This window comes from Enterobacter sp. 22452, from assembly GCF_052045065.1.
Lineage (GTDB): Bacteria > Pseudomonadota > Gammaproteobacteria > Enterobacterales > Enterobacteriaceae > Enterobacter > Enterobacter mori.
The window spans coordinates 683,536-707,661 of the sequence record NZ_JBQEOB010000002.1; the positions used below are offsets into that span (position 1 = coordinate 683,536).

Annotated in this window: 20 protein-coding genes and 1 pseudogene; 7 read left to right on the top strand and 14 right to left on the bottom strand. The window is 58.5% G+C overall.

Annotated features, from left to right (window positions below):
• Positions 1–16: 16 nt before the first annotated feature.
• The 6 genes from ACTJJA_RS08465 to nasR all read right to left on the bottom strand — a co-directional run bounded on the left by ACTJJA_RS08465 (position 17) and on the right by nasR (position 10,850).
• Entirely contained in the window at positions 17–2,515 is a 2,499-nt protein-coding gene (locus ACTJJA_RS08465) for a nitrate reductase (RefSeq protein ID WP_440667392.1), read from the bottom strand.
• The gene (nirB, locus tag ACTJJA_RS08470; RefSeq protein WP_440667394.1) at positions 2,512–6,498 is read right to left on the bottom strand and encodes a nitrite reductase large subunit NirB; all 3,987 of its coding nucleotides are present in this window, start codon (positions 6,496–6,498) and stop codon (positions 2,512–2,514) included. The genes ACTJJA_RS08465 and nirB overlap by 4 nt, the downstream gene beginning before the upstream one ends.
• Before the next feature lie 13 nt (positions 6,499–6,511).
• Complete coding sequence (locus ACTJJA_RS08475) at positions 6,512–7,300, bottom strand: ABC transporter ATP-binding protein (RefSeq protein ID WP_042715167.1); 789 nt, start codon at positions 7,298–7,300, stop codon at positions 6,512–6,514.
• A 9-nt stretch (positions 7,301–7,309) separates the two neighbouring features.
• Positions 7,310–8,188, bottom strand: coding sequence for a nitrate ABC transporter permease (gene ntrB, locus ACTJJA_RS08480; protein WP_440667396.1), 879 nt, complete (start codon positions 8,186–8,188; stop codon positions 7,310–7,312).
• 2 nt (positions 8,189–8,190) lie between these two features.
• On the bottom strand, positions 8,191–9,438 hold the full coding sequence (locus ACTJJA_RS08485; protein WP_440667398.1) for a CmpA/NrtA family ABC transporter substrate-binding protein: 1,248 nt from the start codon (positions 9,436–9,438) through the stop codon (positions 8,191–8,193).
• A 227-nt stretch (positions 9,439–9,665) separates the two neighbouring features.
• The gene (gene nasR, locus ACTJJA_RS08490; RefSeq protein WP_440667400.1) at positions 9,666–10,850 is read right to left on the bottom strand and encodes a nitrate regulatory protein NasR; all 1,185 of its coding nucleotides are present in this window, start codon (positions 10,848–10,850) and stop codon (positions 9,666–9,668) included.
• 73 nt (positions 10,851–10,923) lie between these two features.
• Here nasR and ACTJJA_RS08495 point away from each other — a divergent pair, with 73 nt between their 5' ends.
• The 3 genes from ACTJJA_RS08495 (at position 10,924) to ACTJJA_RS08505 (ending at position 13,602) form a co-directional block, all read left to right on the top strand.
• The gene (locus ACTJJA_RS08495; protein ID WP_431643490.1) at positions 10,924–11,277 is read left to right on the top strand and encodes a DsrE/DsrF/TusD sulfur relay family protein; all 354 of its coding nucleotides are present in this window, start codon (positions 10,924–10,926) and stop codon (positions 11,275–11,277) included.
• A gap of 106 nt (positions 11,278–11,383) precedes the next feature.
• Positions 11,384–13,168 carry a methyl-accepting chemotaxis protein gene (locus ACTJJA_RS08500; RefSeq protein WP_440667403.1) on the top strand — a complete coding sequence of 595 codons (1,785 nt, stop codon included), beginning with the start codon at positions 11,384–11,386 and terminating at the stop codon, positions 13,166–13,168.
• A gap of 194 nt (positions 13,169–13,362) precedes the next feature.
• Entirely contained in the window at positions 13,363–13,602 is a 240-nt protein-coding gene (locus ACTJJA_RS08505) for a DUF1883 domain-containing protein (protein WP_010432930.1), read from the top strand.
• 29 nt (positions 13,603–13,631) lie between these two features.
• Here the strand turns inward: ACTJJA_RS08505 and ACTJJA_RS08510 are convergent, their stop codons facing one another.
• Both ACTJJA_RS08510 and chaB read right to left on the bottom strand, forming a co-directional pair.
• Entirely contained in the window at positions 13,632–14,327 is a 696-nt protein-coding gene (locus ACTJJA_RS08510) for a gamma-glutamylcyclotransferase (protein ID WP_029485130.1), read from the bottom strand.
• A 177-nt stretch (positions 14,328–14,504) separates the two neighbouring features.
• Entirely contained in the window at positions 14,505–14,735 is a 231-nt protein-coding gene (gene chaB, locus ACTJJA_RS08515) for a putative cation transport regulator ChaB (RefSeq protein ID WP_440667406.1), read from the bottom strand.
• 270 nt (positions 14,736–15,005) lie between these two features.
• On the opposite strand from chaB, the gene chaA reads away from it, so the two are divergent.
• Entirely contained in the window at positions 15,006–16,106 is a 1,101-nt protein-coding gene (gene chaA / locus ACTJJA_RS08520) for a sodium-potassium/proton antiporter ChaA (protein WP_010432924.1), read from the top strand.
• A gap of 115 nt (positions 16,107–16,221) precedes the next feature.
• Here the strand turns inward: chaA and kdsA are convergent, their stop codons facing one another.
• The 6 genes and pseudogenes from kdsA to hemA form a co-directional block, all read right to left on the bottom strand.
• Positions 16,222–17,076, bottom strand: a complete 855-nt coding sequence (gene kdsA / locus ACTJJA_RS08525) for a 3-deoxy-8-phosphooctulonate synthase (protein ID WP_029741601.1) — start codon at positions 17,074–17,076, stop codon at positions 16,222–16,224.
• Between the two features lie 36 nt (positions 17,077–17,112).
• Complete coding sequence (gene sirB1 / locus ACTJJA_RS08530; RefSeq protein ID WP_089599489.1) at positions 17,113–17,922, bottom strand: invasion regulator SirB1; 810 nt, start codon at positions 17,920–17,922, stop codon at positions 17,113–17,115.
• 14 nt (positions 17,923–17,936) lie between these two features.
• Positions 17,937–18,080 (bottom strand): annotated as a pseudogene (locus ACTJJA_RS08535) (siroheme synthase); the annotation flags it as partial.
• Positions 18,056–18,886, bottom strand: coding sequence for a peptide chain release factor N(5)-glutamine methyltransferase (gene prmC, locus ACTJJA_RS08540; RefSeq protein WP_440667408.1), 831 nt, complete (start codon positions 18,884–18,886; stop codon positions 18,056–18,058). The pseudogene ACTJJA_RS08535 and the gene prmC, both read right to left, overlap by 25 nt.
• On the bottom strand, positions 18,886–19,968 hold the full coding sequence (gene prfA, locus ACTJJA_RS08545) for a peptide chain release factor 1 (protein WP_100166092.1): 1,083 nt from the start codon (positions 19,966–19,968) through the stop codon (positions 18,886–18,888). The genes prmC and prfA overlap by 1 nt, the downstream gene beginning before the upstream one ends.
• 41 nt (positions 19,969–20,009) lie before the next feature.
• Entirely contained in the window at positions 20,010–21,266 is a 1,257-nt protein-coding gene (hemA, locus tag ACTJJA_RS08550) for a glutamyl-tRNA reductase (protein ID WP_010432912.1), read from the bottom strand.
• A 201-nt stretch (positions 21,267–21,467) separates the two neighbouring features.
• Between hemA and lolB the strand changes: the two genes are divergently transcribed.
• The 3 genes from lolB to prs all read left to right on the top strand — a co-directional run bounded on the left by lolB (position 21,468) and on the right by prs (position 24,018).
• Positions 21,468–22,079 carry a lipoprotein insertase outer membrane protein LolB gene (lolB, locus tag ACTJJA_RS08555; RefSeq protein ID WP_440667411.1) on the top strand — a complete coding sequence of 204 codons (612 nt, stop codon included), beginning with the start codon at positions 21,468–21,470 and terminating at the stop codon, positions 22,077–22,079.
• On the top strand, positions 22,076–22,945 hold the full coding sequence (ispE, locus tag ACTJJA_RS08560) for a 4-(cytidine 5'-diphospho)-2-C-methyl-D-erythritol kinase (RefSeq protein WP_440667413.1): 870 nt from the start codon (positions 22,076–22,078) through the stop codon (positions 22,943–22,945). The genes lolB and ispE overlap by 4 nt, the downstream gene beginning before the upstream one ends.
• 125 nt (positions 22,946–23,070) lie before the next feature.
• A complete protein-coding gene (gene prs, locus ACTJJA_RS08565) occupies positions 23,071–24,018 on the top strand; it encodes a ribose-phosphate diphosphokinase (protein WP_003856663.1) in 948 nt (315 codons plus the stop codon).
• The last annotated feature ends 108 nt before the right edge of the window (positions 24,019–24,126 follow it).

The following is a 24,126-nucleotide window of genomic DNA, read 5'->3' on the forward strand; positions in this document are numbered from 1 at the left end:
CTCCGCTTTTGCAGCCTTAAGGGGAATTTTCCGGAATTTCCTGAAACATTGTTTTGAGCTCGGGCACGCATGAACCGCAGTTCGTTCCGCAGCGCAAACGTGCCCCCAGCGCCGAAATGGAATCACACCCTCCGGCAATTGCCTCGCGTATCGTGTTTTCCCCGACGCTGAAACAACTACAGATAATGCGCCCCGGATCCACCACCTCCCCCACGCCCTGCCCGTTCAGAAGCGCATGACGTGCAGCAGGCGTTAAGGGGGGCGACTGAAAAGCCGCTTCAATAACCGGGTGCGCCAGCTCCGGTCGCGCGGTTCCTTCCCAGAAGGCGAGCATCAGCTCGCCGTTATGCCAGGCCAGCACGCTGCTGCGCTCGCCGGTCTGCGCAACCTGCAGCTGCCAGCCCCTGCCGCTGGCGTAATCCATGACCCATGGCAGGAACGGTTTATCACCCGCCAGCGTCAGGCGAGTCGCTTTGCGCCACCAGTACACGAAGGACGGGAGTTCCGGTAAGTCACGCGCGTAAAGCTCCCCCTGCCAGCCCGGCTGCCAGGGCAGGATCCTGACCGCGGTTTGTTTACTCTCCGGCTGGCCTGAAACCGGGTCAACGCGGCCTTCCACCAGGGCATTGACCTTCCCCTGACCGGAAAATTGCGCATTCCAGTGCATCGGGAGAAACAGTTCTCCCGCCTTCTGAGCGTCGTTAATATGGATCCGGGCAACCATCACCCCGCGCGGGGAAGCGATTCGCGCCAGCTGCCCCTCGCACACTCCATATCGCGCGGCGTCTGAACGGCAGATGTCAACCAGCGGCTCGGCGATATGCTGCATTAATCGTGAGACGTATCCCGTGCGGGTCATGGTATGCCACTGGTCGCGAATACGGCCGGTGTTGAGCATCAGCGGGTACAGGGCATTGATCCCCGCGGCGGGCAACGATGGGATAACCGGGACAATCCGTCTGTGGGGAAAATGACCGGCGCACCATTGATAAGGCTCCAGCGCATCCCATTCCTCGCGGCTTAGCGTCGCCAGTTCACCCAAATTGAGCGCGCGCTCGCCGTTGTTTTCAAACGCCGTGAGCGCCGCATGTTCACAAAAAATATCCCGCGGATGTTCCCAGGCAAAGGCTTCGCCATAGCCCAGCCTTTTCGCGACCTGGGCAATAATCCACCAGTCCGGCTTTGCCTCGCCCGGCGCGGGCAGAAACGCGCGCTGGCGCGAAATGCGCCGCTCTGAGTTGGTTACCGTACCGTTTTTCTCGCCCCAGCCCAGCGCCGGAAGACGAATATGGGCAAACCGGCTGGTGTCCGTCTCCTGCATCACCTCGGAAACGATCACCAGCGGACAGGCCGCCAGCGCCTGGCACACCGCGTGGCTGTCCGGCAGCGATACGGCGGGGTTAGTGCCCATAATCCACACCGCCTTCACCGCGCCGCGGGCGATGGCGTCAAACAGCTCCACCGCCATCAGGCCTGGCGTCTGCGCCAGCCGCTCGGTTCCCCAGAAACGCGCCACACGCGAGAGATCGTCCGGCTCGAAGTTCATGTGCGCCGCGAGCTGGTTCGCCAGCCCACCCACTTCCCTTCCGCCCATCGCGTTAGGCTGTCCGGTCAGCGAAAACGGGCCGCAGCCCGGACGGTTGAACTTCCCGCTGGCAAGATGGACGTTGATGATAGCGTTGCACTTGTCGCTACCGCTGGTGGACTGGTTGATCCCCATGGTGTAGAGCGTGATGGCGCGAGGTGCCGTCATAAACCAGTCATAAAAAGTGCCGATATCCTGCGGCGAAAGACCGCAAAATGCCGCCACGCGCTCAACGGGCCACTCATCCGCTCCCTGAATCAGGTTCAGCAGACCGACAAATAATCCGGCATCGCTCCCCGGCGCAAGCACCAGATGAAGATCGGCGATATCGCAGGTGGCGGTGCTGCGCGGGTCAATCACCACCACCTTCATCTGCGGATTGCTGTGCTTTGCCTGCACCAGCCGCTGATACAGCACCGGATGGGTCCATGCAGCGTTGGATCCCACCAGCACGACCAGATCGCTGTTTTCCACATCCTCATAGCTGCACGGCACCACGTCTTCGCCGAAGGCGCGCTTGTAGCCGACCACCGCCGAAGACATGCAGAGCCGGGAGTTGGTATCAATGTTTGCCGCGCCGATAAATCCTTTCATCAGCTTGTTGGCAACATAATAGTCCTCGGTTAACAGCTGCCCGGAGGCGTAAAACGCCACGGCCTGCGGCCCCCATTCGTCGATGATCTCCTGGAGTCGCTCGCCTGCCGCCCCCAGCGCCTGCGACCAGCCCACCTCAACACCGTCAACAACGGGGCGCAGCAATCGCCCCTGTAACCCCGTGGTCTCCCCCAGGGCCGATCCCTTCACGCACAGGCGGCCAACGTTCGCAGGATGGGTTTCGTCCCCTCGAACGCTTACCGCTCCGCCTTCCTCGCTGGCGACCACGCCGCAGCCCACCCCGCAGTAGGGGCACGTTGTCCGGGTTTCCGTCATGAGGCCTCCGCACGCATTACCATAGCGTCGTTCCCGACCCATACCTTGCCGTTTTCAATCTTCACCGGCCAGGCGCGTACCGCAGGTTCACCGTTATCCACCTGGCAGCCATCGCGCAGGCGAATACGCTGCTTGTAGAGCGGTGAAATCACCACCGGCTCGCCCGCCGCATCGCCGAGAATGCCGCGTGAAAGCACGTTCGCGCTGCTGCCCGGCTCCCTATCGTCGAGGGCGTAAACCCGCTGTCCGAAACGGAACAGCGCGATCGGTTTGCGGCCAAGACGCGCGCCAATGCCCGCCTGCTCGGGAATATCGTCGATGCCGCAGATTTCCTGCCAGCGCTTGCTCTCATCCGACGGCGCGGCGTTCACCGCGGTGCGGAACAGCGCCAGACGATTGGGATCGCTGAGCGTGGTTTGCCATTCGCACTGATACGTCTCCACCACACGGGCCATCTCCTGCTCCAGATCGTGGGCGATACCCAGGCTGTCGTTGACGATCACCTCGCGCAGATAATCGAGGCCGCCTTCCAGGTTGTCCATCCAGGTACTGGTACGCTGCAGGCGATCCGCCGTGCGGATGTAGAACATCAGGAAACGGTCAACGGTGCGGATCAGCGTTTCATCGTCCAGATCGCTGGCAAAAAGGTCCGCATGGCGCGGCTTCATCCCGCCGTTGCCGCACAGATAGAGGTTCCAGCCCTTGTCGGTGGCAATCACCCCCACGTCTTTGCTCTGCGCCTCCGCGCATTCGCGGGTGCAGCCGGAAACCGCCATTTTGATCTTGTGCGGGGCGCGCAGCCCCTTGTACCGGTGTTCCAGTCTGACCGCGAGACGGGTGGAGTCCTGCACGCCGTAGCGACACCAGGTCGACCCGACGCAGGATTTCACCGTGCGCAGGGATTTCCCGTAGGCGTGTCCGGTTTCAAACCCGGCTTCCACCAGCGCCTGCCAGATCTCCGGCAGCTGTTCCAGGGTGGCGCCAAACAGGTCGATACGCTGCCCGCCGGTGATTTTGCTGTAAAGGTCATAGCGTTTCGCAATCTGGCCGATGGCGATCAGCCCGTCTGCCGTCACTTCCCCGGCGGGCATGCGCGGCACGATGGAATAAGTACCGTCCTTCTGGATATTGGCGAAGTAGCGGTCGTTGGTATCCTGCAGCGGCAGATGTGCCGGTTTCAGCAGATACTCGTTCCAGCAGGAGGCAAGCACCGACCCCACCAGCGGCTTGCAGATCTCACATCCGTGCCCCTGCCCGTAGCGGCTAATCAGCTGGTCAAAGGTGCGAATATGGTTAACGCGCACCAGATGGTAAATATCCTGGCGCGAGTACGGGAAGTGTTCGCAGATATCCTTTTTCACCTCCACGCCCTGCGCCGCCAGCTGGAACTCCATCACCTGCTTCACCAGCGCGCTGCAGCCCCCGCAGCCAGTCGCCGCTTTGGTGCACTGCTTGATGGCGCCGATATCCGTTGCCCCCGCACTCACCGCCTGGCAGATATCGCCTTTGCTGACGTTATGACAGGAGCAGATTTGCGCGCTTTCCGGCAGCGCCGCCACGCCGAGCGCTTTTGGCGCACTGCCCGTCGACGCGGGTAATATCAGCGTTTCCGGCTCTTTTGGCAGGGCTATCCCGTTGAGCATCATCTGCACCAGCGTGGCGTATTCGCTGGCGTCACCCACCAGCACGCCGCCGAGCAGCGTTTTGCCGTCGTGGCTGACCACGATTTTCTTGTAGATTTGCTGCGGACCGTGCGTCCACTGGTAGCTCAGCGCCCCCGGTGTGCGCCCGTGAGCATCGCCGAACGAGGCCACGTCCACACCGAGCAGCTTGAGTTTGGTGCTCATATCCGCCCCGGTGAAGGTTTTCTCCTCACCCACCAGCGCGGCGGCGGCCACCCGCGCCATCTTATAGCCGGGCGCGACCAGACCGAAGATTTTCCCCTCCCACAGGGCGCATTCGCCGATGGCCAGCACGTCCGGATCGGAGGTCCGGCAGCCGTCGTCAATGCAGATCCCGCCGCGTTCGCCGATAGCCAGCCCGCTACTGCGCGCCAGCGCGTCCTGCGGACGAATACCGGCAGAAAAGACCACCATGTCCGTTTCCAGCTGTTCGCCATCGGCAAAGCGCAGCACCAGTCCGCCGTCCGCGGTGGCAATCTCCGTCGTCGCTCTACTGGTGTGAACGCCTACGCCCAGCGCCTCGATTTTCCTGCGCAGCATCGCCGCGCCGTCGTTGTCGAGCTGCACCGCCATCAGATTGGGCGCAAACTCAACCACGTGGGTTTCCAGCCCGAGTTGCTTCAGGGCGTTCGCCGCCTCCAGCCCCAGCAGGCCGCCGCCAATCACCACGCCGCGACGCGAGCCCTTTGCATGCGCGGCAATATTATCGAGATCGTCGAGGGTGCGATAAACAAAGCAGCCCGGCAGATCGTTGCCCGGAACCGGCGGGACGAACGGATAAGAGCCGGTCGCCAGCACCAGCTTGTCCCAGTGGGTCTCATGTCCGCCGGCGGTACGCACCACGTGCGCGTCGCGGTCGATGGCGACAATCTGCTGCGACAGGCGCAGCTCAATGCCGCTGTCGGCAAAGAAATCCCCTTTCACCAGCGAGAGCGACTCTGCGCTGCGCCCGCCAAAATATTCCGACAGATGCACGCGGTCATAGGCGGCATAGCGCTCCTCGCCAAAGACAACGATCTGATACTGCTGATGCAAATTGCGGTTAACGCAGTCTTCGAGGAAATGATGGCCGACCATACCGTGCCCAACCACCACCAGAGTAGGTTTTGTCATAGCGTTCTGTCCTGCAACCTGCGGTTGCGTAGTGAAACGATCGAACAGCCAGTCCGCGTGAGCGGGCGCAGCCGTTGCCAGTAAATCGGTAAATGTTGCCGCACTGCGGCAGTCGCCCATCAGCAGCACACCTGCCAGCGCCCCCTGATGGATCAGTAAACGACGATAGTGACGGGTCAGCGGATCCCATGCGCTCCAGACCACATCGCCCTCCTGCTCTGCCGCGCGACCGAGGCTGAACAACTCCACGCCGGTCACCTTGAGGCGCACGCCGTTGTCGGTGAGGGTAAACGGCACAGTAACGTCCCCGGCCAGCCGCGCGGCGAGGATATCCGCCTGCACCATGCAGGGGGCGACCAGGCCGAACGTCTGGCCGTCAATTTCGCAGCACTCGCCAATGGCGTAGACGTTCGGTGCGGAGGTCTGCATCTGGTGATCCACCACGATGCCGCGCGCACAGCGAATGCCGCTGGCGTGCGCCAGCGCAACGTTCGGCTGCACGCCGGTCGCCAGCACCACGCGCGCGGCGGCGATGCTGTGCCCATTGAGAAGCGACACGCTATTGCCGTTAATTGCCGCGATGCCTGAGGAAAGCTCGCAGCGCACCCCCCGCGCCGCCAGCGCCTCTTCCAGCAACATGCCCGCCTGCTGGTCCAGCTGTTGCTCCATTAGCCACGGACCACGATGAACAACAGTGACGTCGTCACCAGAACGCGCTAACGCTGCCGCCGTCTCAACCCCGAGCACGCCGCCCCCCAGCACCACCGCCGGACCGGCGATGGCCTGAATGGCCCGGATATCCTCCAGAGTACGGAACGTGAATACGTGCGGCGCATCGCCGCCGGGGATGGGCGGAATAAAGGGCGTTGACCCGGTGGCGAACACCAGCGCATCCCAGCCCAGCGTTCGGGCGGTGGTTTGTACTTCCCGCGTATCCACGTTCACGGCAATCGCCTTTTCGCCCCGCAGCACCGTCACGCCGCGCGCCTGGTACCACTCATCATCCTGAAGGCAGATGCCCGCCGCCGCTTTTTCACCGCCCAGCACCGGCGAAAGCTGGATGCGGTTATAGGCATGCTCCGGCTCGTCACCGATGACGGTGATAGCGAAATGACCGGCAGCACGCCCGGTGAGCGAGGCAGTCAGCCGCGTGGCCGCCATGCCATTACCGATAATGACCAGTCGCATCAAGGCCCCCTCGCTACGCCGCTTTCGGCTGCTTTTCATAGAGGAAATGCAGGATCTGCTGGCGCATGTGGTGATAGCGGCTGTCGTCCGCCAGCTGCACCCGGTTGCGCGGGCGCGGCAGGTCAACGCGCAGGATTTCGCCCACGGTGGCCGCCGGGCCGTTGGTCATCATCAGCACGCGATCGGACAGCAGCACCGCCTCGTCCACGTCGTGGGTAATGAGCACGATGGTGGTGTTGAGTGCCTGCTGGATCTGCATCACCGAGTCCTGCAGGTGGGCGCGCGTCAGCGCGTCAAGCGCCCCGAAGGGTTCATCCATCAGCAGCACTTTCGGCTTCATCGCCAGCGCGCGGGCAATGCCGACGCGCTGCTTCATGCCGCCGGAGATCTCCCCCGGGCGTTTGTGCAGCGCGTGCCCCATCTGGACGCGATCAAGGTTGTGCTCAATCCACTCTTTACGCTCGGCCTTGCTCATGGTGCGACGGAAAACCTGATCCACCGCCAGCGCCACGTTGTCGAAGCAGGTCAGCCACGGCAGCAGGGAGTGGTTCTGAAACACCACCGCGCGCTCGGGCCCTGGCCCGGCAATTTCACGGTTATCGCAAATCAGCCCCCCTTCCGTTGGCAGCGTAATCCCTGCGATGAGGTTCAGCAGCGTCGATTTGCCGCAGCCGGAATGGCCGATCAGACTGACGGTTTCGCCCTCGTGGATATCAAAAGAGACGTTTTGCAGCGCCAGAAACTCGCCGCTGGCGGTGGAAAAACGCTGGCTCACGGCCTGGACCTGAATTAATGGTTTCATGTTCGCTCCTTATTTTTCCTGCCAGCTAAAGCGACGGGCGATCAGCATCAGCCCCTGCTCCAGCAGCAACCCGACCACGCCAATGATGACGATGGCGATGAGAATGTTTTCGACGTTGAGGTTGTTCCACTCGTTCCAGATCCAGAAGCCAATGCCCAGCCCGCCGGTCAGCATCTCGGCGGCGACGATCACCAGCCAGGCGATGCCAATGGAAAGGCGCACCCCGGTCAGCACCGCAGGCAGTACCGCCGGGAAGAGGATGCGGCGCATGATCGTCCACTCGGAGAGCTGCAGCACGCGGGCCACGTTGAGGTAATCCTGCGGAATGCGGCGCACGCCCTCGGCGGTGTTGATCACCATCGGCCAGATGGAGCAGATAAAAATGGTCCAGCTCGACGCGGGCTCCGCTTTCTGGAACAGCAATAAACCAATAGGCAGCCAGGCCAGCGGGCTAACCGGGCGCAGCAGCGCAATCAGCGGGTTGAACATGCGCGAGAAAAAAGTAAAACGCCCAATCAGAAAACCGAGCGGAATACCCGCCAGCGCTGCCAGCCCAAAGCCGATGGCGACGCGCTGCAATGAGGCCAGCACGTTCCAGCCGATGCCCATATCGTTTGGCCCGTCGCGGTAGAACGGGTCGGCAAACAGGGTGATGGCCGAATCCAGGGTGCTCAGCGGCGTCGGGAAGCCTTTGCTGTTGATGGCCGCCAGCTGCCAGAGCACCACCAGCAGTCCCAGGCCCAGCAACGCCGGAATGATGCGCTGGAGAAGGTCGTTAATCCGACGCGCAAATGCCGGGGTGCGACGGCGAACCTGCACGGGAGGCAGGGGGATGACTTCCCCACTCACGGGTGTCTCTTGTGATGTCGTCTTTTGCAGATGCTGCATAATCAGGCCCCTTTACGATGAATGGCGAAGCGGTTGGCGTATCCTTCCGGGTCGGTACCGTTCCAGACGGTGCCGTCCATCAGTGTGCTGTTGCGTAGTGGTGATGCCGGTGCGGTAATGCCCCCCACCGCGGTGGCAGCGTCCTGCCAGGTTGCGGTCTGGTTAATCCGTTGCGCGATGCCCGCGTAGTCCGACGCGGCTTTGAGCAACCCCCAGCGACGGAACTGGGTTAAGAACCACATGCCGTCAGAGAGATACGGATAGCTGACGGCCCCCTCGTTGAAGAAGCGGATCGGGTGCGCGTCCTGCCAGCGCTGGCCCAGGCCGTTGTCGTACTCGCCCAGCATCCGTCCGGTGAGGTACTGCTCTTTGCAGTTGAGCCAGGCGCGGCGGGAGAGGATCCGCGCGGTCTCGCGTTTGTTTTCCGGGGAGGCGTCGATCCAGCGCGCGGCCTCCATCACGGCGCTCACCAGCGCCCGGGCGGTATGCGGATTCCTCTCCACCCAGTCGCGGCGAGTGCCGAGGATTTTTTCCGGATGGTCGGCCCAGATGGACTGCGACGTGGCGGCGGTGAAGCCGATGCGGTCGTTAATCGCCCGCGCGTTCCACGGCTCGCCGACGCAAAAGCCCACCATGTTGCCAATGCGCATGTTCATCACCATCTGCGGCGGCGGCACCACCACGGTCCGGATATCGTCGAAGGGGTTAATGCCCGCACTGGCCAGCCAGTAGTAGAGCCACATGGCGTGCGTCCCGGTCGGGAAGGTGTGCGCGAAGGTGTAGGTACCAGGCGCGTGCTGCCCAATCAGCTTTTTTAGCCCGTCGAGATCGTGAACGCCCTTCTCCGCCAGATCGCTGGAGAGCGTGATGGCCTGACCGTTCTGGTTAAGGGTCATCAGGTTCGCCATCTGCTGTGGCTTGCCGGCGATGCCCAGTTCCAGCCCATACAGCAGGCCGTAGAGAATGTGTGCGGCATCCAGCTCGCCCGCCACCAGCTTGTCGCGCACCGCCGCCCAGCTCGCCTCTTTGGTGGGCACGATGGTAATACCGTATTTTTTATCAAATCCTTTCAGCGCCGCGATAACCACCGGGGCACAGTCGGTCAGCGGGATAAACCCGATGCGCACCGTTTCCTGCTCCGGTTTATCCGAGCCTGCCGCCCACGCGGCCTGCATGACACCCGGTAACAGCATTGCGCCACTCGCCAGCATGCTGGCCTGCAAAAACCGCCGTCTCGACAAATCCGCCATGACCACTCCTGAAAAAAGCCAAAAAAAAAGCGCCCGCCGTGCCGAAGCACCGCTGGACGCCTTTATCCCGAAGACGCATGCACCGCCGTTGGCGCATCGTCGAAAATGGTTAAACAGATAATGCAAAGGGAATGCCAGGTTTTAAGGCCCTGCTTTCGGGGCGTTAACCTGATAGCTGTCGCGTTAGCGCACCTCAATCAGGCATTAAATGCCCATTGATTGTGCAACTACTCCTTTGGCGTTAACTGCCACAGATTCTTTACTGTGAGCAGTGCGCGCGCGATATCGACCATGCGCTGGTTCTTGTCCATCGCCATTTTGCGCAGTGCCGTCCACGCCTGTTCCTCACTCATGCTTTGATGCGTCATCAGCACGCTTTTGGCTTTATCAATGGTCTTACGCTCCTCCAGCGTGTCGCGGAGTGATGCCAGTTGACGGGAGAGCTGGTCTATCTCTCGCGCCTGCTGGCGAACCAGCTGCAGCAAGGGTTTATCCGGGTAAAGCGCAAGAGGATCGTCATGCTCTTCGCCACTCATCGTGACTTCACCGGACGCCTGAATCGCGTCATCCACCGCCACCATCAGATCGGCAATCACCATTTCTTCAAGCGTGCGCAGATGTTCAAGACGCGAGGTTTGCAGGGCAAACCAGTTCAGCGCGGTATTGCCATTATCAGCGGCGGGCTGACGGGTGCAGGCAACGCGCCGGAGTTGCTCTGTTTCTCGATCGGGCTGGCAGTTGTGGGCAAAGGTGTTCTGCACCTCAGCGTGGCTGTGGGATAAAAAGATCTCAAAACAGGCCTGCTGCCCGTCAATCCTGTCTACCAGCCGCTGGCGGGTTTCATCAGTGAAAAAACCCTGCGTGAAGCCTATCGCCCCGAGTGCCCGCTCTTGCCCCACCAGTTCTTTGCCCTGCATCAGGCTATAAAGGGCGACAAAACGGCCCGCGATTTGCGGATCGTCAATGCTGTCATTGAGTTGCGGTACGATACTGAGCAGATGGCGAAGCATCCGGCAGTAATGATCCATTGCCTGAGGTGCCGTTATGCTTTGGCTGTCTATCCCGTCACGCAGCAAAGGCAGTGTTTCCAGGCTGAGTAACGCACAGGCGATGCGCTCACAAACGCCGCTCCCCGTGACCGGGAATTGTGCTTTCAGCATGGCCTGCAGCGCAGTGAGGTTTTCATCCACCAGCCCGCGACTGGCTTTGCATTCGGGGGCATACAGCTTACCCTGAGAGCAGAGCCAGACGTTGGATGCCCCGCGCTCGCACTGGAGCATATGCACAAGGCGGCTGATGCCGTTAACCAGCACGCCCAACGCAGCCAGCCTGCCGAGCTGCTCCCGGCGAAGGAATGTCGCGCGCTGGAACCACTCGGTTGCCGCGGGTGAACTGTCCGCCATTAATGTCATGCTTACTCTCCCGGGTAGCGAATCTCCCGGAGAGTTAAGCAATATTCGTGCCTTTCAAACAACAGGAGTCAACATGCAGAAGATTGTGATCGTCGCCAACGGTGCGGCCTACGGCAGCGAATCCCTTTTCAACAGCCTGCGACTGGCGATAGCGCTGCGCGAGAAAGAGAGCGCGCCCGAGCTGCGCCTTTTTTTGATGTCGGACGCCGTCACCGCAGGACTGAAGGGACAAAAACCCGCCGAGGGCTACAACATCCAGCAGATGCTGGAGATCCTGACCGCGCAAAATGTGCCGGTCAAACTGTGTAAGACCTGCACCGACGGGCGCGGTATCACCGGGCTACCGCTGATTGATGGCGTCGAGATTGGGACGCTGGTTGAGCTGGCCGACTGGACCCTGACCGCAGATAAAGTATTAACTTTTTAATAATAAACCCGTAAAAATATTATTTTCTTATGGACGCGGTTTCAGCATCAAGTTTACCTGCGCGGCTGCCGATAGGCATGGAAACAACACAGCAGGTATTTCACTTATGTTCAGATCCATTCGTGCCCGTATTATTGCCGCGACGACAGGTTGCCTGATCGTCGCCCTTCTTCTCAATACCGTCATTAATTTCCAGGTTACGCGCCAGGATAACCAGCAGTCGCAGCGCGATATTCTGACCAGCACCAGCGCCAGCCATAACATGGCGATTGCAGACTGGGTTAAAAGCAAAATGACGGTCATCGCCTCCGCGCACACCGTTGCGCTGAATGACGATCCGGTTCCGGTATTCAAACAGCTTGCACAGGCGGGTGGCTTCACCAACGTCTATGTCGGCTACGCCAGCAAAACGGCGAAGTTCTCCGACCCGGCGGGCGTCCCGGCAGATTATGACCCCACGATCCGTCCCTGGTATCAGCAGGTGGTGAGTACTGATGGCCCGGTCGTGACCGCCCCGTACGTGGACGCGGGCACCGGGAAACTGGTGGTGACCTTTGCGGTGCCGGTGAAGGAGAACGGTGCGCTGAAGGCGGTTGTGGCAGGCGACGTGGCGATGGACAGCGTGGTGGCTAACGTACGTGGTATTCACCCGACTCCTGCCAGCAGCGGGTTACTCCTTGATAGCGATGGCACGGTGATTGCGGCCAGCGATCCGGCGCTCACGCTCAAGCCATTCGCTGAAACCATCAAAGGGACCGATTTTGCGGCACTGAAAAGCGGTAGCCTGGTTGAGGGGACGTTCAACGGCAGCGAAAAAACCTTCGCGGCGACCGCCGTGCCGGGCACGCACTGGATGTTGGCTGTGGCGCTCGATAACAACGATGCCACCTCCGGTATGCGCTCGCTGCTGAAAGCCTCTGCGCTGTCGCTGGTGATCCTCGCCCTGCTGAGCGGCGCGATTGTTCATTTCCTGATCGCCCGCCTGTTGAAACGTTTGTCCGATATTCGCGACGCCATGCATAACATCGCTAACGGCACCAATGACCTGTCGCAGCGCCTGCCGGACAGCGGTGATGACGAAGTGGCGCAAATTGCCCAGGCGTTCAACGCGTTTAGCGATAAGCTCTCGGTCGTGATGGTCCAGTTGCGCGACGCCAGCGCCTCGGTGAAAAATGCGGCGCAGGAAATTGCAGCCGGTAACCAGGATCTCTCCGGGCGCACTGAGCAAGCGGCGTCAAGCCTTCGCGAAACCGCCAGCGCCGTCGAAGAGATCACCGCCTCCGTCACCCAGTCAAATGAATCTGCGGCAGAAGCGAACGAGCAGGCAAGCAAAGCCTCTGCTGCAGCGTCGCGCGGGGGTGAAGTGGTTTCTCAGGCAATCAGCACTATGCAGTCGATTGAGGTGGCCTCGGCGAAGATTGGCGATATCACCAGCGTCATCGACGGCATTGCCTTCCAGACCAACATTCTTGCGCTGAACGCCTCGGTCGAAGCGGCGCGCGCGGGCGAACAGGGCCGCGGCTTTGCGGTGGTGGCTGGAGAAGTGCGTAACCTCGCCAGCCGTAGCGCTCAGGCGGCGAAAGAGATCAAATCGCTTATCGATTCCACAACCGACAGCGTGGCAACGGGTTCGCGTTATGTGCATCTGGCCGGAGAAAGCATGGATGAAATCCGCTCCAGCATCGGTAGCGTCTCGGGGATTATGCGTGAAATCTCGATTGCCACCAGCGAGCAGATGAAAGGTATTCACGAGATCAACCACGCGGTAACGCATCTGGACAGAATGGTGCAGCAGAACGCCGAACTGGTGGTGCAGTCTGCCGCAGCGGCCAGCGCGCTGCAGAGTCAGGCGGGCGACCTTGCTGAAACCGCCGGCCATTTCCGCATTTAATTTTCTTCTGGCGCGGGTTAATCGGGTAAAACACGCGCCAGCTGAATGCTTTCAGGAATTTTGTCATTTTTGTTTAAACGTTATGCCATTTTTTGATCAAAATCATCATCCTTCCCCCTCCCCTTTGGTGTTATGCAATGAGTAAATTGTGAACAATATCACGCTCGGGATGGGCAAAATCGACGGGGTAAAAAATGGCACTGGTGAAGACAAGTTTGAAACTGTTTGGCGGGGATACGGTCGTGGTACGTTGCTCAGAACGCTGCCGCATTCATCTCATGAGTTCAAAAGCGCAGAAGCAATCGCAGGCGGATATTCTGACGGTGCAGGATGACAAGGCGTGGCTGACCGTGCCTTATACCGGCACCTGGGATGTCCTGATTGACAGCCACAGTCAGTCACTGGAGCATTCGGTCAGCTACGTTGCCGCATAAATGAACGCCCGGTTTAGCCGGGCGTTTTTTCAGGCAAACCCCGGACGTAGCGGGTTATTAAGCAGGTTCCCTTCCAGCAGCGCTTTCACCTTCATGACCAGCTCATTCAAACATTCGTCCTGCATACCCAGACGCGTCAGTTCCTGATCGAGTGAAAACAGATATTGCGCGTTGGTACCCAGCGGCCCGCTGGCCGCGGCAATCAAGGGCGCGATCACCTGCGTACGGGTATCCGCTTCATACAGCGGGTGGCGCGGATCCATAATAAATACCAGCGCATTGACGGTGCGTCCGTCATCCAGTTCCAGCTTGCACCAGCTTGGCATATAGCAGCCGGTGATCATCTCGCGCTTCCAGAGCAGCGTCAGTTCGTCTTCCAGCGTGGCATCCGGCAGGCGGTACGCCACGCCCGTGGTGCGCCCGCCCTCTTTCAGTGCAAGCATGCGTCCCGGCTGGCACGCGCTGCCGCGTCCGGCCGTCAGGCGCAGACAAAACGCGCGGTGCCAGCCAGGCAACGTTCCCGTTGCCGATTCGACAAATTCGAGAGCCGGGTTCCACATCAGAGAACCATAGCCAAAAATCCATACCGGGCCATCATCCGGGCGGCAGGCAAGCGTGGCAGCAAGTGACGCCGCCCGTTGTTCAGCTGACCAGAGAAGCGATTCCTCAATAGCACCAAATGCCGTCTTACAATCTGCCTTCATTAAGAAATCACGCGTTAACACATTACACCTCCGCCACTGCATGCTTCCTTGCGACAACTGTAATTCGCCTTCCCGGCATTCTATGCTGGTCATTTTGCCAGCAGTTAAATAACGATAAGCAATTAGCGGACCAGTTGCAATACAACGGAAGTTGAACCGCCTGAAAAGTCAAAATGCAGGCAGCTTATTATTTTGCGGCTATTTCTTTTTGTGCCATTTATCATCGTCGCCTTTCTCGTATTCATGTTTTACGGCGGCCCAGGCGACCTTGTGCGCCGTCTCTTCACGGCTGGCATCATCCCGGCGATCGTCCTTATCTTTGTATTGATCCCAGGCGCTGTTAAAGGCTTTTTTGTAGATATCCTGCGCGTGGGCAGGAAGGACGTGCTGCACGCTATCGGGTAACTCGCGTTTCGTTTTGTATGGCATCGAAAACCTCTCTTTTTGCTAAAGAGATAAGTGTGGTTGAGGATGCTCGCGCCTGCCAGCTTGATTTCATTTATGCTTAATTAGCTAATCTAATTAACTGTAATACAGTACAATTTTATGGATAACTGCTCTTTATGTGGGTAACAATAAACATTAACATCAAACAGTAAAATTAAGTAAAACTTCAACGGTATTTATCAGATATCTGTTAGTTTAATGCCCTCAAAAATCTATCTATAATTACAAGCACCTGCATTGATGGAGAAGCACATGACAACAACACACGAGGCGGTTAAGACCCGCCACAAGGAGACGTCGCTCATTTTCCCGGTTCTGGCACTGGCTGTGCTGCTCTTCTGGGGAAGCAGTCAGTCACTGCCAGTGGTGGTTGGTATCAATATTCTTGCGCTGGTCGGTATCTTAACCAGCGCCTTTAGCGTGGTTCGTCATGCGGACGTATTAGCCCACCGTCTGGGTGAGCCGTACGGTTCGTTAATTCTCAGCCTTTCCGTTGTTATTCTCGAAGTCAGCCTGATTTCCGCGCTCATGGCCACCGGCGATGCCGCGCCGACGCTGATGCGCGACACGCTCTACTCGATCATTATGATTGTGACGGGCGGCCTGGTGGGCTTCTCTCTGCTGCTGGGCGGCCGCAAGTTCGCGACCCAGTATATGAACCTGTTCGGCATTAAACAGTATCTTATCGCCCTCTTCCCGCTGGCCATCATCGTGCTGGTGTTCCCGATGGCGCTGCCGGGTGCAAATTTCTCTACCGGTCAGGCGCTGCTGGTCGCACTCATTTCCGCCGCCATGTACGGCGTGTTCCTGTTGATTCAGACGAAAACGCACCAGAGCCTGTTTGTGTATGAGCATGAAGACGACGGCGACGATGATGACCCGCACCACGGTAAGCCGTCGGCCCACAGCAGCGCGTGGCATACGGTTTGGCTGATCGTGCATCTGATTGCGGTGATTGCCGTCACCAAGATGAACGCCAACCCGCTGGAGACGCTGTTAACCGAGCTGAACGCGCCGGTGGCGTTTACGGGCTTCCTGGTGGCGCTGCTGATCCTGTCCCCTGAAGGGCTGGGCGCGCTGAAAGCGGTGTTGAATAATCAGGTGCAGCGCGCAATGAACCTGTTCTTCGGCTCCGTACTGGCGACGATTTCACTTACCGTTCCGGTGGTAACGCTGATTGCCTTTATGACGGGCAACGAGCTGCAGTTTGCGCTGGGTGCGCCGGAGATGATTGTGATGGTGGCCTCATTGCTGCTGTGCCAGATTTCGTTCTCCACCGGACGCACCAACGTGCTGAACGGCGCGGCGCATATGGCCTTGTTTATTGCGTACCTGATGACGATTTTTGCGTAGCCTTTTTGCCCAGCGGCGCTTCGCTTGCAGGGCCTACGGGTTTTGTAGGCCGGGTAAGCGAAGCGCCACCCGGCAATATGCCCCATAAAAAAACCCGCCGAAGCGGGTTTTTTTATTAGTTGCTGGTATCCAGCTCGTCGAAGCTCTTCACCAGATCGTCAATCGCTTTAATCTGTTTCAGGAACGGCTCCAGCTTATCCAGCGGCAGTGCGGAAGGACCATCGCATTTCGCGTTAGCCGGATCCGGGTGCGCTTCAATGAACAGGCCTGCCAGTCCGGTCGCCATACCGGCACGCGCCAGCTCGGTAACCTGGGCACGACGGCCGCCAGAGGCGGCGCCAAACGGGTCGCGGCACTGCAGAGCGTGCGTCACGTCGAAAATCACCGGAGACTGGCCGGAGACGTTCTTCATCACGCTAAAGCCCAGCATATCCACTACCAGGTTGTCGTAACCGAAGTTTGCGCCACGGTCACACAGGATCACCTTGTCGTTGCCACCTTCAATGAACTTATCGACGATGTTACCCATCTGCCCAGGGCTCACGAACTGCGGTTTCTTCACGTTGATAACAGCACCGGTTTTCGCCATCGCCGCAACCAGGTCGGTCTGACGCGCCAGAAATGCCGGAAGCTGAATCACGTCTACCACGTCAGCCACAGGCTGCGCCTGAGAGGCTTCATGCACGTCGGTGATCACTTTCACGCCAAAGGTCTGCTTCAGCTCCTGGAAAATCTTCATCCCTTCTTCCAGGCCCGGGCCACGGTAAGAGTTGATGGAGGAGCGGTTGGCTTTATCAAAAGAGGCCTTAAACACGTACGGGATGCCCAGCTTCTGGGTCACTGTCACGTAGTGCTCGCAGATACGCATGGCGAGATCGCGGGATTCCAGCACGTTCATGCCCCCAAACAGCACGAACGGCAGGTCGTTTGCTACCTTGATATCACCAATGCTAACCACTTTTTGTTTCATAGGATCGCCTTATTCAGGTGTGAATCGGAATTAAGATTAATGCAGTGTAATTTGTTTGTGCGAGATCGCGTTGATCTGCGCACGAATCATTTCGCTAATCGGGTCTTCCGGACATTGCTCGACGAAATAATTCAAATCACTTAGCGCCACGTGCTCGCAATCGAGCTGCGCATAAATCAGGCCGCGGTCGCGAATTTCGTACGGATCTTCCGGGTTGAACTGCAGCAGCACTTCGCTGGCACGCAGCGCCAGCTCCATTTGACGCTCTTCCATTAGCGCAGACTTCAAAGTGTCCAGCAGCTTGCGGATCACTTCGGCGTTATCCGCCTCGTCGAGATCTTCGTTGAAAAGCTCGGCCACCGGGCTGATATTGCCTTTCAGCCACACGTCCAGCGTGTGCTCATCCAGCGTGTCACCGTTGAAGGGATTAATGAGCCACATCTCGCCGTCCAGCCACTCCGCACGCAGTATCATCTGCGTCGGGAAAATGACCGGCACCAGCGGAATATCCAGACGATGGGCGACCCACAGCAAAATGGATCCCAGCGCGACGGCGCTGCCCTGACGATTCTTCAAGACCTGGTCCAGCCATAATGCATCTGACAGGCGATACACGCCACGCGTGTCGCAGAAACCCCATTCGCCGTAGAAAAGCTCTAGCAGCTTCTCTAATTGCCAGTCCTGCGGACGCGCCTGACTGATCTCCTCCCGTGCCAGGCTGACCAGATTCTCCAGCTCCGCGTGGACGTACTGCGACGTAAAATCATCGCGAATCATTTCAGAAATCAGGATCATGCCTTCACACAGCGGCACTTTGTTAAATTCGAAATCGGCTAAGGACCTCATGACTTACCCCAGTAACGACTGCGCGTACAATGACGTCCAGACGCGATAAAACTCAAAACGATGTAGATGATAACGCCAAACCACTTTTCAGTCAGCCATGCGCCTTTATCAGTTAATGGCAGATAGCGGTGATTCATACCCACTGTCCCAGCGTCAGACGTTCATTGCCGCCGTAATCGCGGCAGGTTGCCACTGCGCGATAACCCGCATTTGTGAACAGCGCGCGCACCGCGTTCCCTTGCGTCCAGCCATGTTCCACCAGCAACCAGCCACCGGGAAGCAAATATTGTCGTGACGTTGTCACAATGTGATCAAGATCGGCTAAGCCTTCATTGGCCGCGACCAGCGCAGTCAGTGGTTCGAAACGAACATCGCCCTGCGCTAGGTGCGGGTCATGTTCGTCGATGTAAGGCGGGTTGCTGACAATCAGCGCAAATAAGCGATTCTCCAGCGCGGTAAACCAGCTACTTTGCAGTACCGTCACGTTGCCGAGCTCAAGACGTTCCACGTTACGCTGCGCCAGCGTCACCGCGTCTGGCATCACATCCACCGCCGTTACTGTGCAATCGGGCCGCTCAGTGGCGAGCGCGAGCGCAATAGCGCCTGTGCCAGTACCGAGATCGAGAATGCTACAGGCCGTGGTGGGTAAACGCGCCAGCGCTTGCTCCACCAGACACTCAGTGTCAGGACGTGGGATCAGCGTTGCCGCCGAGACGTACAGCGGTAACGACCAGAACTCACGTTCGCCGACAAGGTGCGCCACCGGCTCGCCCGTCTTACGGCGGGCAAGCAGCGCGGCGAGCTGCGCTTCCTGCTCGGCGGTCAGCAGCGTCTCACCAAAAGCCAGCAGGTACGTGCGGGATTTACCCGTCACATGCTCAAGCAATATTTCGGCGTCGCGTTTCGGGCTTTCGCTTTCTGAAAGCTCACTGACCGCCTCACGTAACCAGCGCTGAAAATCCATTATTCCTGCTCGGACAGTGCCGCCAGCTGGTCGGCCTGGTATTCCTGCACGATAGGCTCAATCAGCATATCGAGCTTACCTTCCATTGCTTCATCCAGACGGTACAGCGTCAGGTTGATGCGGTGGTCTGTCACGCGGCCCTGCGGGAAGTTATAGGTACGGTTACGATCGCTGCGATCGCCGCTGCCCAGCAGGTTACGACGCGTAGACGCTTCCGCCTGCTGACGCTTCGCCACTTCGGCGGCGCGGATACGTGCACCCAGTACAGACAACGCTTTGGCTTTGTTTTTGTGCTGGGAACGTTCGTCCTGACACTCCACCACAATACCGGTTGGCAGGTGGGTAATACGGATCGCGGAGTCGGTGGTGTTAACGTGCTGACCGCCCGCCCCGGAGGAGCGGAACGTATCAATTCGCAAATCCGCCGGATTGATGTCCGGCAGTTCGGCTTCCGGCAGTTCCGGCATCACCGCAACCGTACAGGCTGAGGTGTGAATACGTCCCTGAGATTCTGTCGCAGGCACGCGCTGCACGCGGTGACCGCCGGATTCAAACTTAAGACGACCGTACACGCCGTCGCCGCTAATCTTGGCGATAACTTCTTTAAAGCCACCATGTTCGCCTTCGTTGGCACTCATGATCTCTACGCGCCAGCGACGCGCTTCGGCGTAACGGCTGTACATACGGAACAAGTCACCAGCAAACAGCGCAGCTTCGTCACCGCCGGTACCGGCGCGCACTTCCACAAACGCGTTACGCTCATCGTCCGGATCTTTCGGCAGCAGAAGCACCTGGAGTTGTTGTTCCATCTCTTCAGAACGCGCTTTTGCGTCCTGCAGCTCTTCCTGCGCCATCTCGCGCATTTCAGGATCGTCGAGCATCATCTGCGCGGTTTCAATATCTTCCTGAACCTGTCGCCAGTCGGTAAAGCATTTAGACACATCACTCAACTGCGCATATTCACGCGACAGTGCGCGAAAACGTTCCTGGTCTGCGATGGTCCCGGCATCACCGAGCAGCGCCTGTACTTCCTCATGGCGCTCATGCAGAGCTTCCAGTTTAGCGACGATAGAAGGCTTCATAGGCGTAAGTGCACCTTGTAATAGAAAATGGGTGTAGGGCGCTATTCCAGCCCGAGGCTGTTGCGCAGAATAGTCAGGCGTTCATCATCCCCGTCACGGGCAGCCTGCTGGAGAGATTTGGTTGGTGCATGGATCAGGCGGTTGGTCAGTTTCCACGCCAGATCCTGCATGATTGCATTTGCGTCACCGCCCTGTTCCAGGGCCGCTAACGCTTTGGCTGTCAGGTCATCACGCACCTGTTCAGCCTGCCCGCGGTACTCGCGGATGGTCTCGCTGACGCTTTGCGCGCGCAGCCAGGCCATAAACTCGCTGGTTTCCTGCTCAACAATGGTTTCCGCCTGCACCGCTGCCGCTTTACGCTGGGCAAGGTTGTGCGAAATGATGCTTTGCAGGTCATCCACGCTGTAGAGATAGGCGTTCGCCAGTTTGCCCACTTCGGGTTCAACATCACGCGGGACGGCAATATCTACCAGCAGCATCGGCTGATTACGGCGGGATTTCAGCGCACGCTCCACCATCCCTTTACCGATAATCGGCAGCGGGCTGGCGGTAGAACTGATAATAATATCCGCCTCTTTCAGGCGCTCATCGATGTCGCTCAGCGCAACGACCTCTGCGCCCACTTCGTCCGCGAGCACCTGCGCACGCTCGCGGGTGCGGTTGGCGATAATCATCTTTTTCACTTTATGCTCGCGCAGATGGCGCGCCACAAGTTCGATGGTTTCGCCCGCGCCCACCAGCAGCACGGTGACGGTCGACAGGGATTCAAAGATTTGACGAGCGAGGGTACAGGCCGCGAAAGCAACAGAAACCGCACTGGCACCAATGTCGGTTTCGGTTCGCACTCGCTTTGCCACGGAGAACGACTTCTGGAACATACGCTCCAGCTCGCTGGCCTTCAGATGCCCTTTTTGCGAATCTGCAAACGCCTTTTTCACCTGCCCAAGAATTTGCGGTTCGCCCAGTACCAGCGAATCCAGCCCGCTGGCCACGCGCATGAGATGGCTGACCGCATCGTTGTCCTGATGCCAGTACAGGCTATTGCGCAGTTCTTCTTCGTTGAGGTTGTGGTAGTCGCATAACCAGCGGATCAACGCCTCGTGCAGGTTATCCTGCTCTTCCACGCTGAGATACAGCTCGGTACGGTTGCACGTCGAGAGCACCACGCCACCCTGCACCATCGGTTGTGCAAGCAGGCTATCCAGCGCCAGGTCGAGCGTATCCGGCGAAAACGTCACGCGTTCTCGCAGTGAAACCGGGGCTGTTTTGTGGTTGATGCCGAGTGCTAATAGGGTCATGTTGAGCGGGAGTAGTACCAGCGTTAATAAGGTTAGCAGAACGCATCATACAGGATGCGCGAGATCAATAAAAGGGAGTGCCCCCTTTCGGAGTAATAGGTTACACAACGCTTTGAGATAATTTGAACGTAGACGGTAGCACTGTGGGACGCTAGCATTAACAGTTATAACTGCAACGTATCTCAAGGATTTGTCCTCATTATGACCCGACTGATTCGCCTGCTGCCGCTGGCGGCACTGGTTCTGACCGCATGTACCGTCACCCAACCAAAAGGCCCGGGCAAAAGCCCTGATTCACCGCAGTGGCGTCAGCACCAGCAGGACGTCCGTAATTTGAGCCAGTACCAGACCCGCGGCGCTTTCGCTTATCTCTCTGACGAGCAAAAGGTTTATGCACGTTTCTTCTGGCAGCAAACGGGTCAGGACAACTATCGCCTGCTGCTGTTAAATCCGCTGGGCAGCACCGAACTGGAGCTTATCGCCAAACCGGGCGAAGCGCAGATCACCGATAATAAAGGCCAGCACTACACCGCGACAGACGCCGAAGAGATGATTGGCAAGCTGACGGGGATGCCTATCCCGCTGAACAGCCTGCGCCAGTGGATCCTCGGTCTGCCGGGTGAGGCAACAGACTACCAGCTTGACGATCAATACCGTCTCAGCCAGGTGAACTACACTCAAAATGGCAAGACGTGGAAAGTGGTGTACAGCGCCTATGACAGCAAGAGTAAACCGTCGTTGCCGACGAATATGGAGCTGACGCAAGGCAGCCAGCGCATTAAGCTGAAAATGGACAACTGGATCGTTAAATGATGACCCACTGGCCCTCTCCGGCAAAACTGAACCTGTTTTTATACATCACCGGCCAGCGTGCTGACGGTTATCACACCCTGCAGACGCTGTTTCAGTTTATTGATTATGGCGACACGATCGCCATTGAGCTGCGCCAGGATGGACGGATTTGCCTGCTGACGCCCGTTGAAGGTGTGGAGCATGAGGACAACCTGATCGTGCGCGCCGCGCGCCTTCTGATGAAAGCCGCAGCGGAATCAGGTCGTCTGCCCTCAGGAAGCGGTGCGGATATCCGTATCGAGAAGCGTCTGCCGATGGGCGGCGGGCTGGGCGGTGGCTCATCTAACGCCGCGACCGTACTGGTTGCGCTGAATCATCTCTGGGGCTGCGGGCTGTCAAAGGACGAACTGGCAACCTTAGGCTTGACGCTGGGGGCTGATGTCCCGGTGTTTGTTCGCGGTCATGCGGCTTTTGCCGAGGGCGTAGGCGAGATCCTCACGCCAGTCGACCCGCCGGAAAAATGGTATCTGGTTGCCCACCCTGGCGTGAGCATACCAACGCCGGTCATCTTTAAAGATCCTGACCTGAAAAGAAATACCCCGGAACGGTCAATAGAAACGTTATTAAATTGTGAATTCAGCAACGATTGCGAGGATATCGCAAGAAAACGTTTTCGCGAGGTTGATGCGGTGCTTTCCTGGCTGTTAGAATACGCGCCGTCGCGCCTTACGGGTACAGGGGCCTGTGTCTTTGCTGAATTTGACACCGAATCCGCCGCTCGTCAGGTGCTTGAGCAAGCGCCGGTTTGGCTGCATGGTTTTGTAGCACGCGGGATGAACACCTCCCCCCTACAGCAGACCATACTGGCGCAGACTGAGTTTCGGTGACAACGTCACCCTGTTCCAGACGTTGCATCGCGCTCTTTAATACACCGCCTGGATAGCATTTGCCTGGCCCGCACAGTTTGCGGCGAACGCTATCCACCACTGGACGCATGCCTGAGGTTCTTCTCGTGCCTGATATGAAGCTTTTTGCTGGTAACGCCACCCCGGAACTAGCACAACGTATTGCCAACCGCCTGTACACTTCCCTCGGCGACGCCGCCGTAGGTCGCTTTAGCGACGGCGAAGTCAGCGTACAAATTAACGAAAATGTACGCGGTGGTGATATTTTCATCATCCAGTCCACCTGTGCTCCAACAAACGACAACCTGATGGAACTGGTTGTTATGGTCGACGCCCTGCGTCGCGCTTCAGCAGGCCGTATCACTGCTGTAATCCCTTACTTCGGCTATGCCCGTCAGGACCGTCGCGTCCGTTCCGCACGTGTGCCAATCACCGCTAAAGTTGTCGCTGACTTCCTGTCCAGCGTCGGTGTTGACCGCGTACTGACCGTTGACCTGCACGCAGAGCAGATCCAGGGCTTCTTCGACGTCCCGGTTGATAACGTATTCGGCAGCCCAATCCTGCTGGAAGACATGCTGCAGCTGAACCTGGACAACCCAATCGTGGTTTCTCCGGACATCGGCGGCGTGGTACGTGCCCGTGCTATCGCTAAGCTGCTGAACGATACCGACATGGCGATCATCGACAAACGTCGTCCGCGCGCTAACGTTTCTCAGGTGATGCACATCATCGGTGACGTTGCTGGCCGCGACTGCGTGCTGGTTGACGACATGATCGATACCGGCGGTACGCTGTGTAAAGCCGCTGAAGCGCTGAAAGAGCGTGGTGCCAAGCGCGTGTTCGCTTACGCGACCCACCCGATCTTCTCCGGTAACGCGGTAAACAACCTGCGCAACTCCGTCATTGACGAAGTGGTGGTATGCGATACCATCCCTCTGAGCGACGAGATCAAGGCACTGCCAAACGTGCGTACCCTGACCCTGTCCGGGATGCTGGCCGAAGCGATTCGTCGTATCAGCAACGAAGAATCCATCTCAGCAATGTTCGAACACTAATCGAACACGGCCAAAAAACCCGCTGCGGCGGGTTTTTTTGTCTCTGGGTTTTATTTGTATGATTAATGCCTCCTTCACCTGCCATTGATATGACAGATGATGCGCATA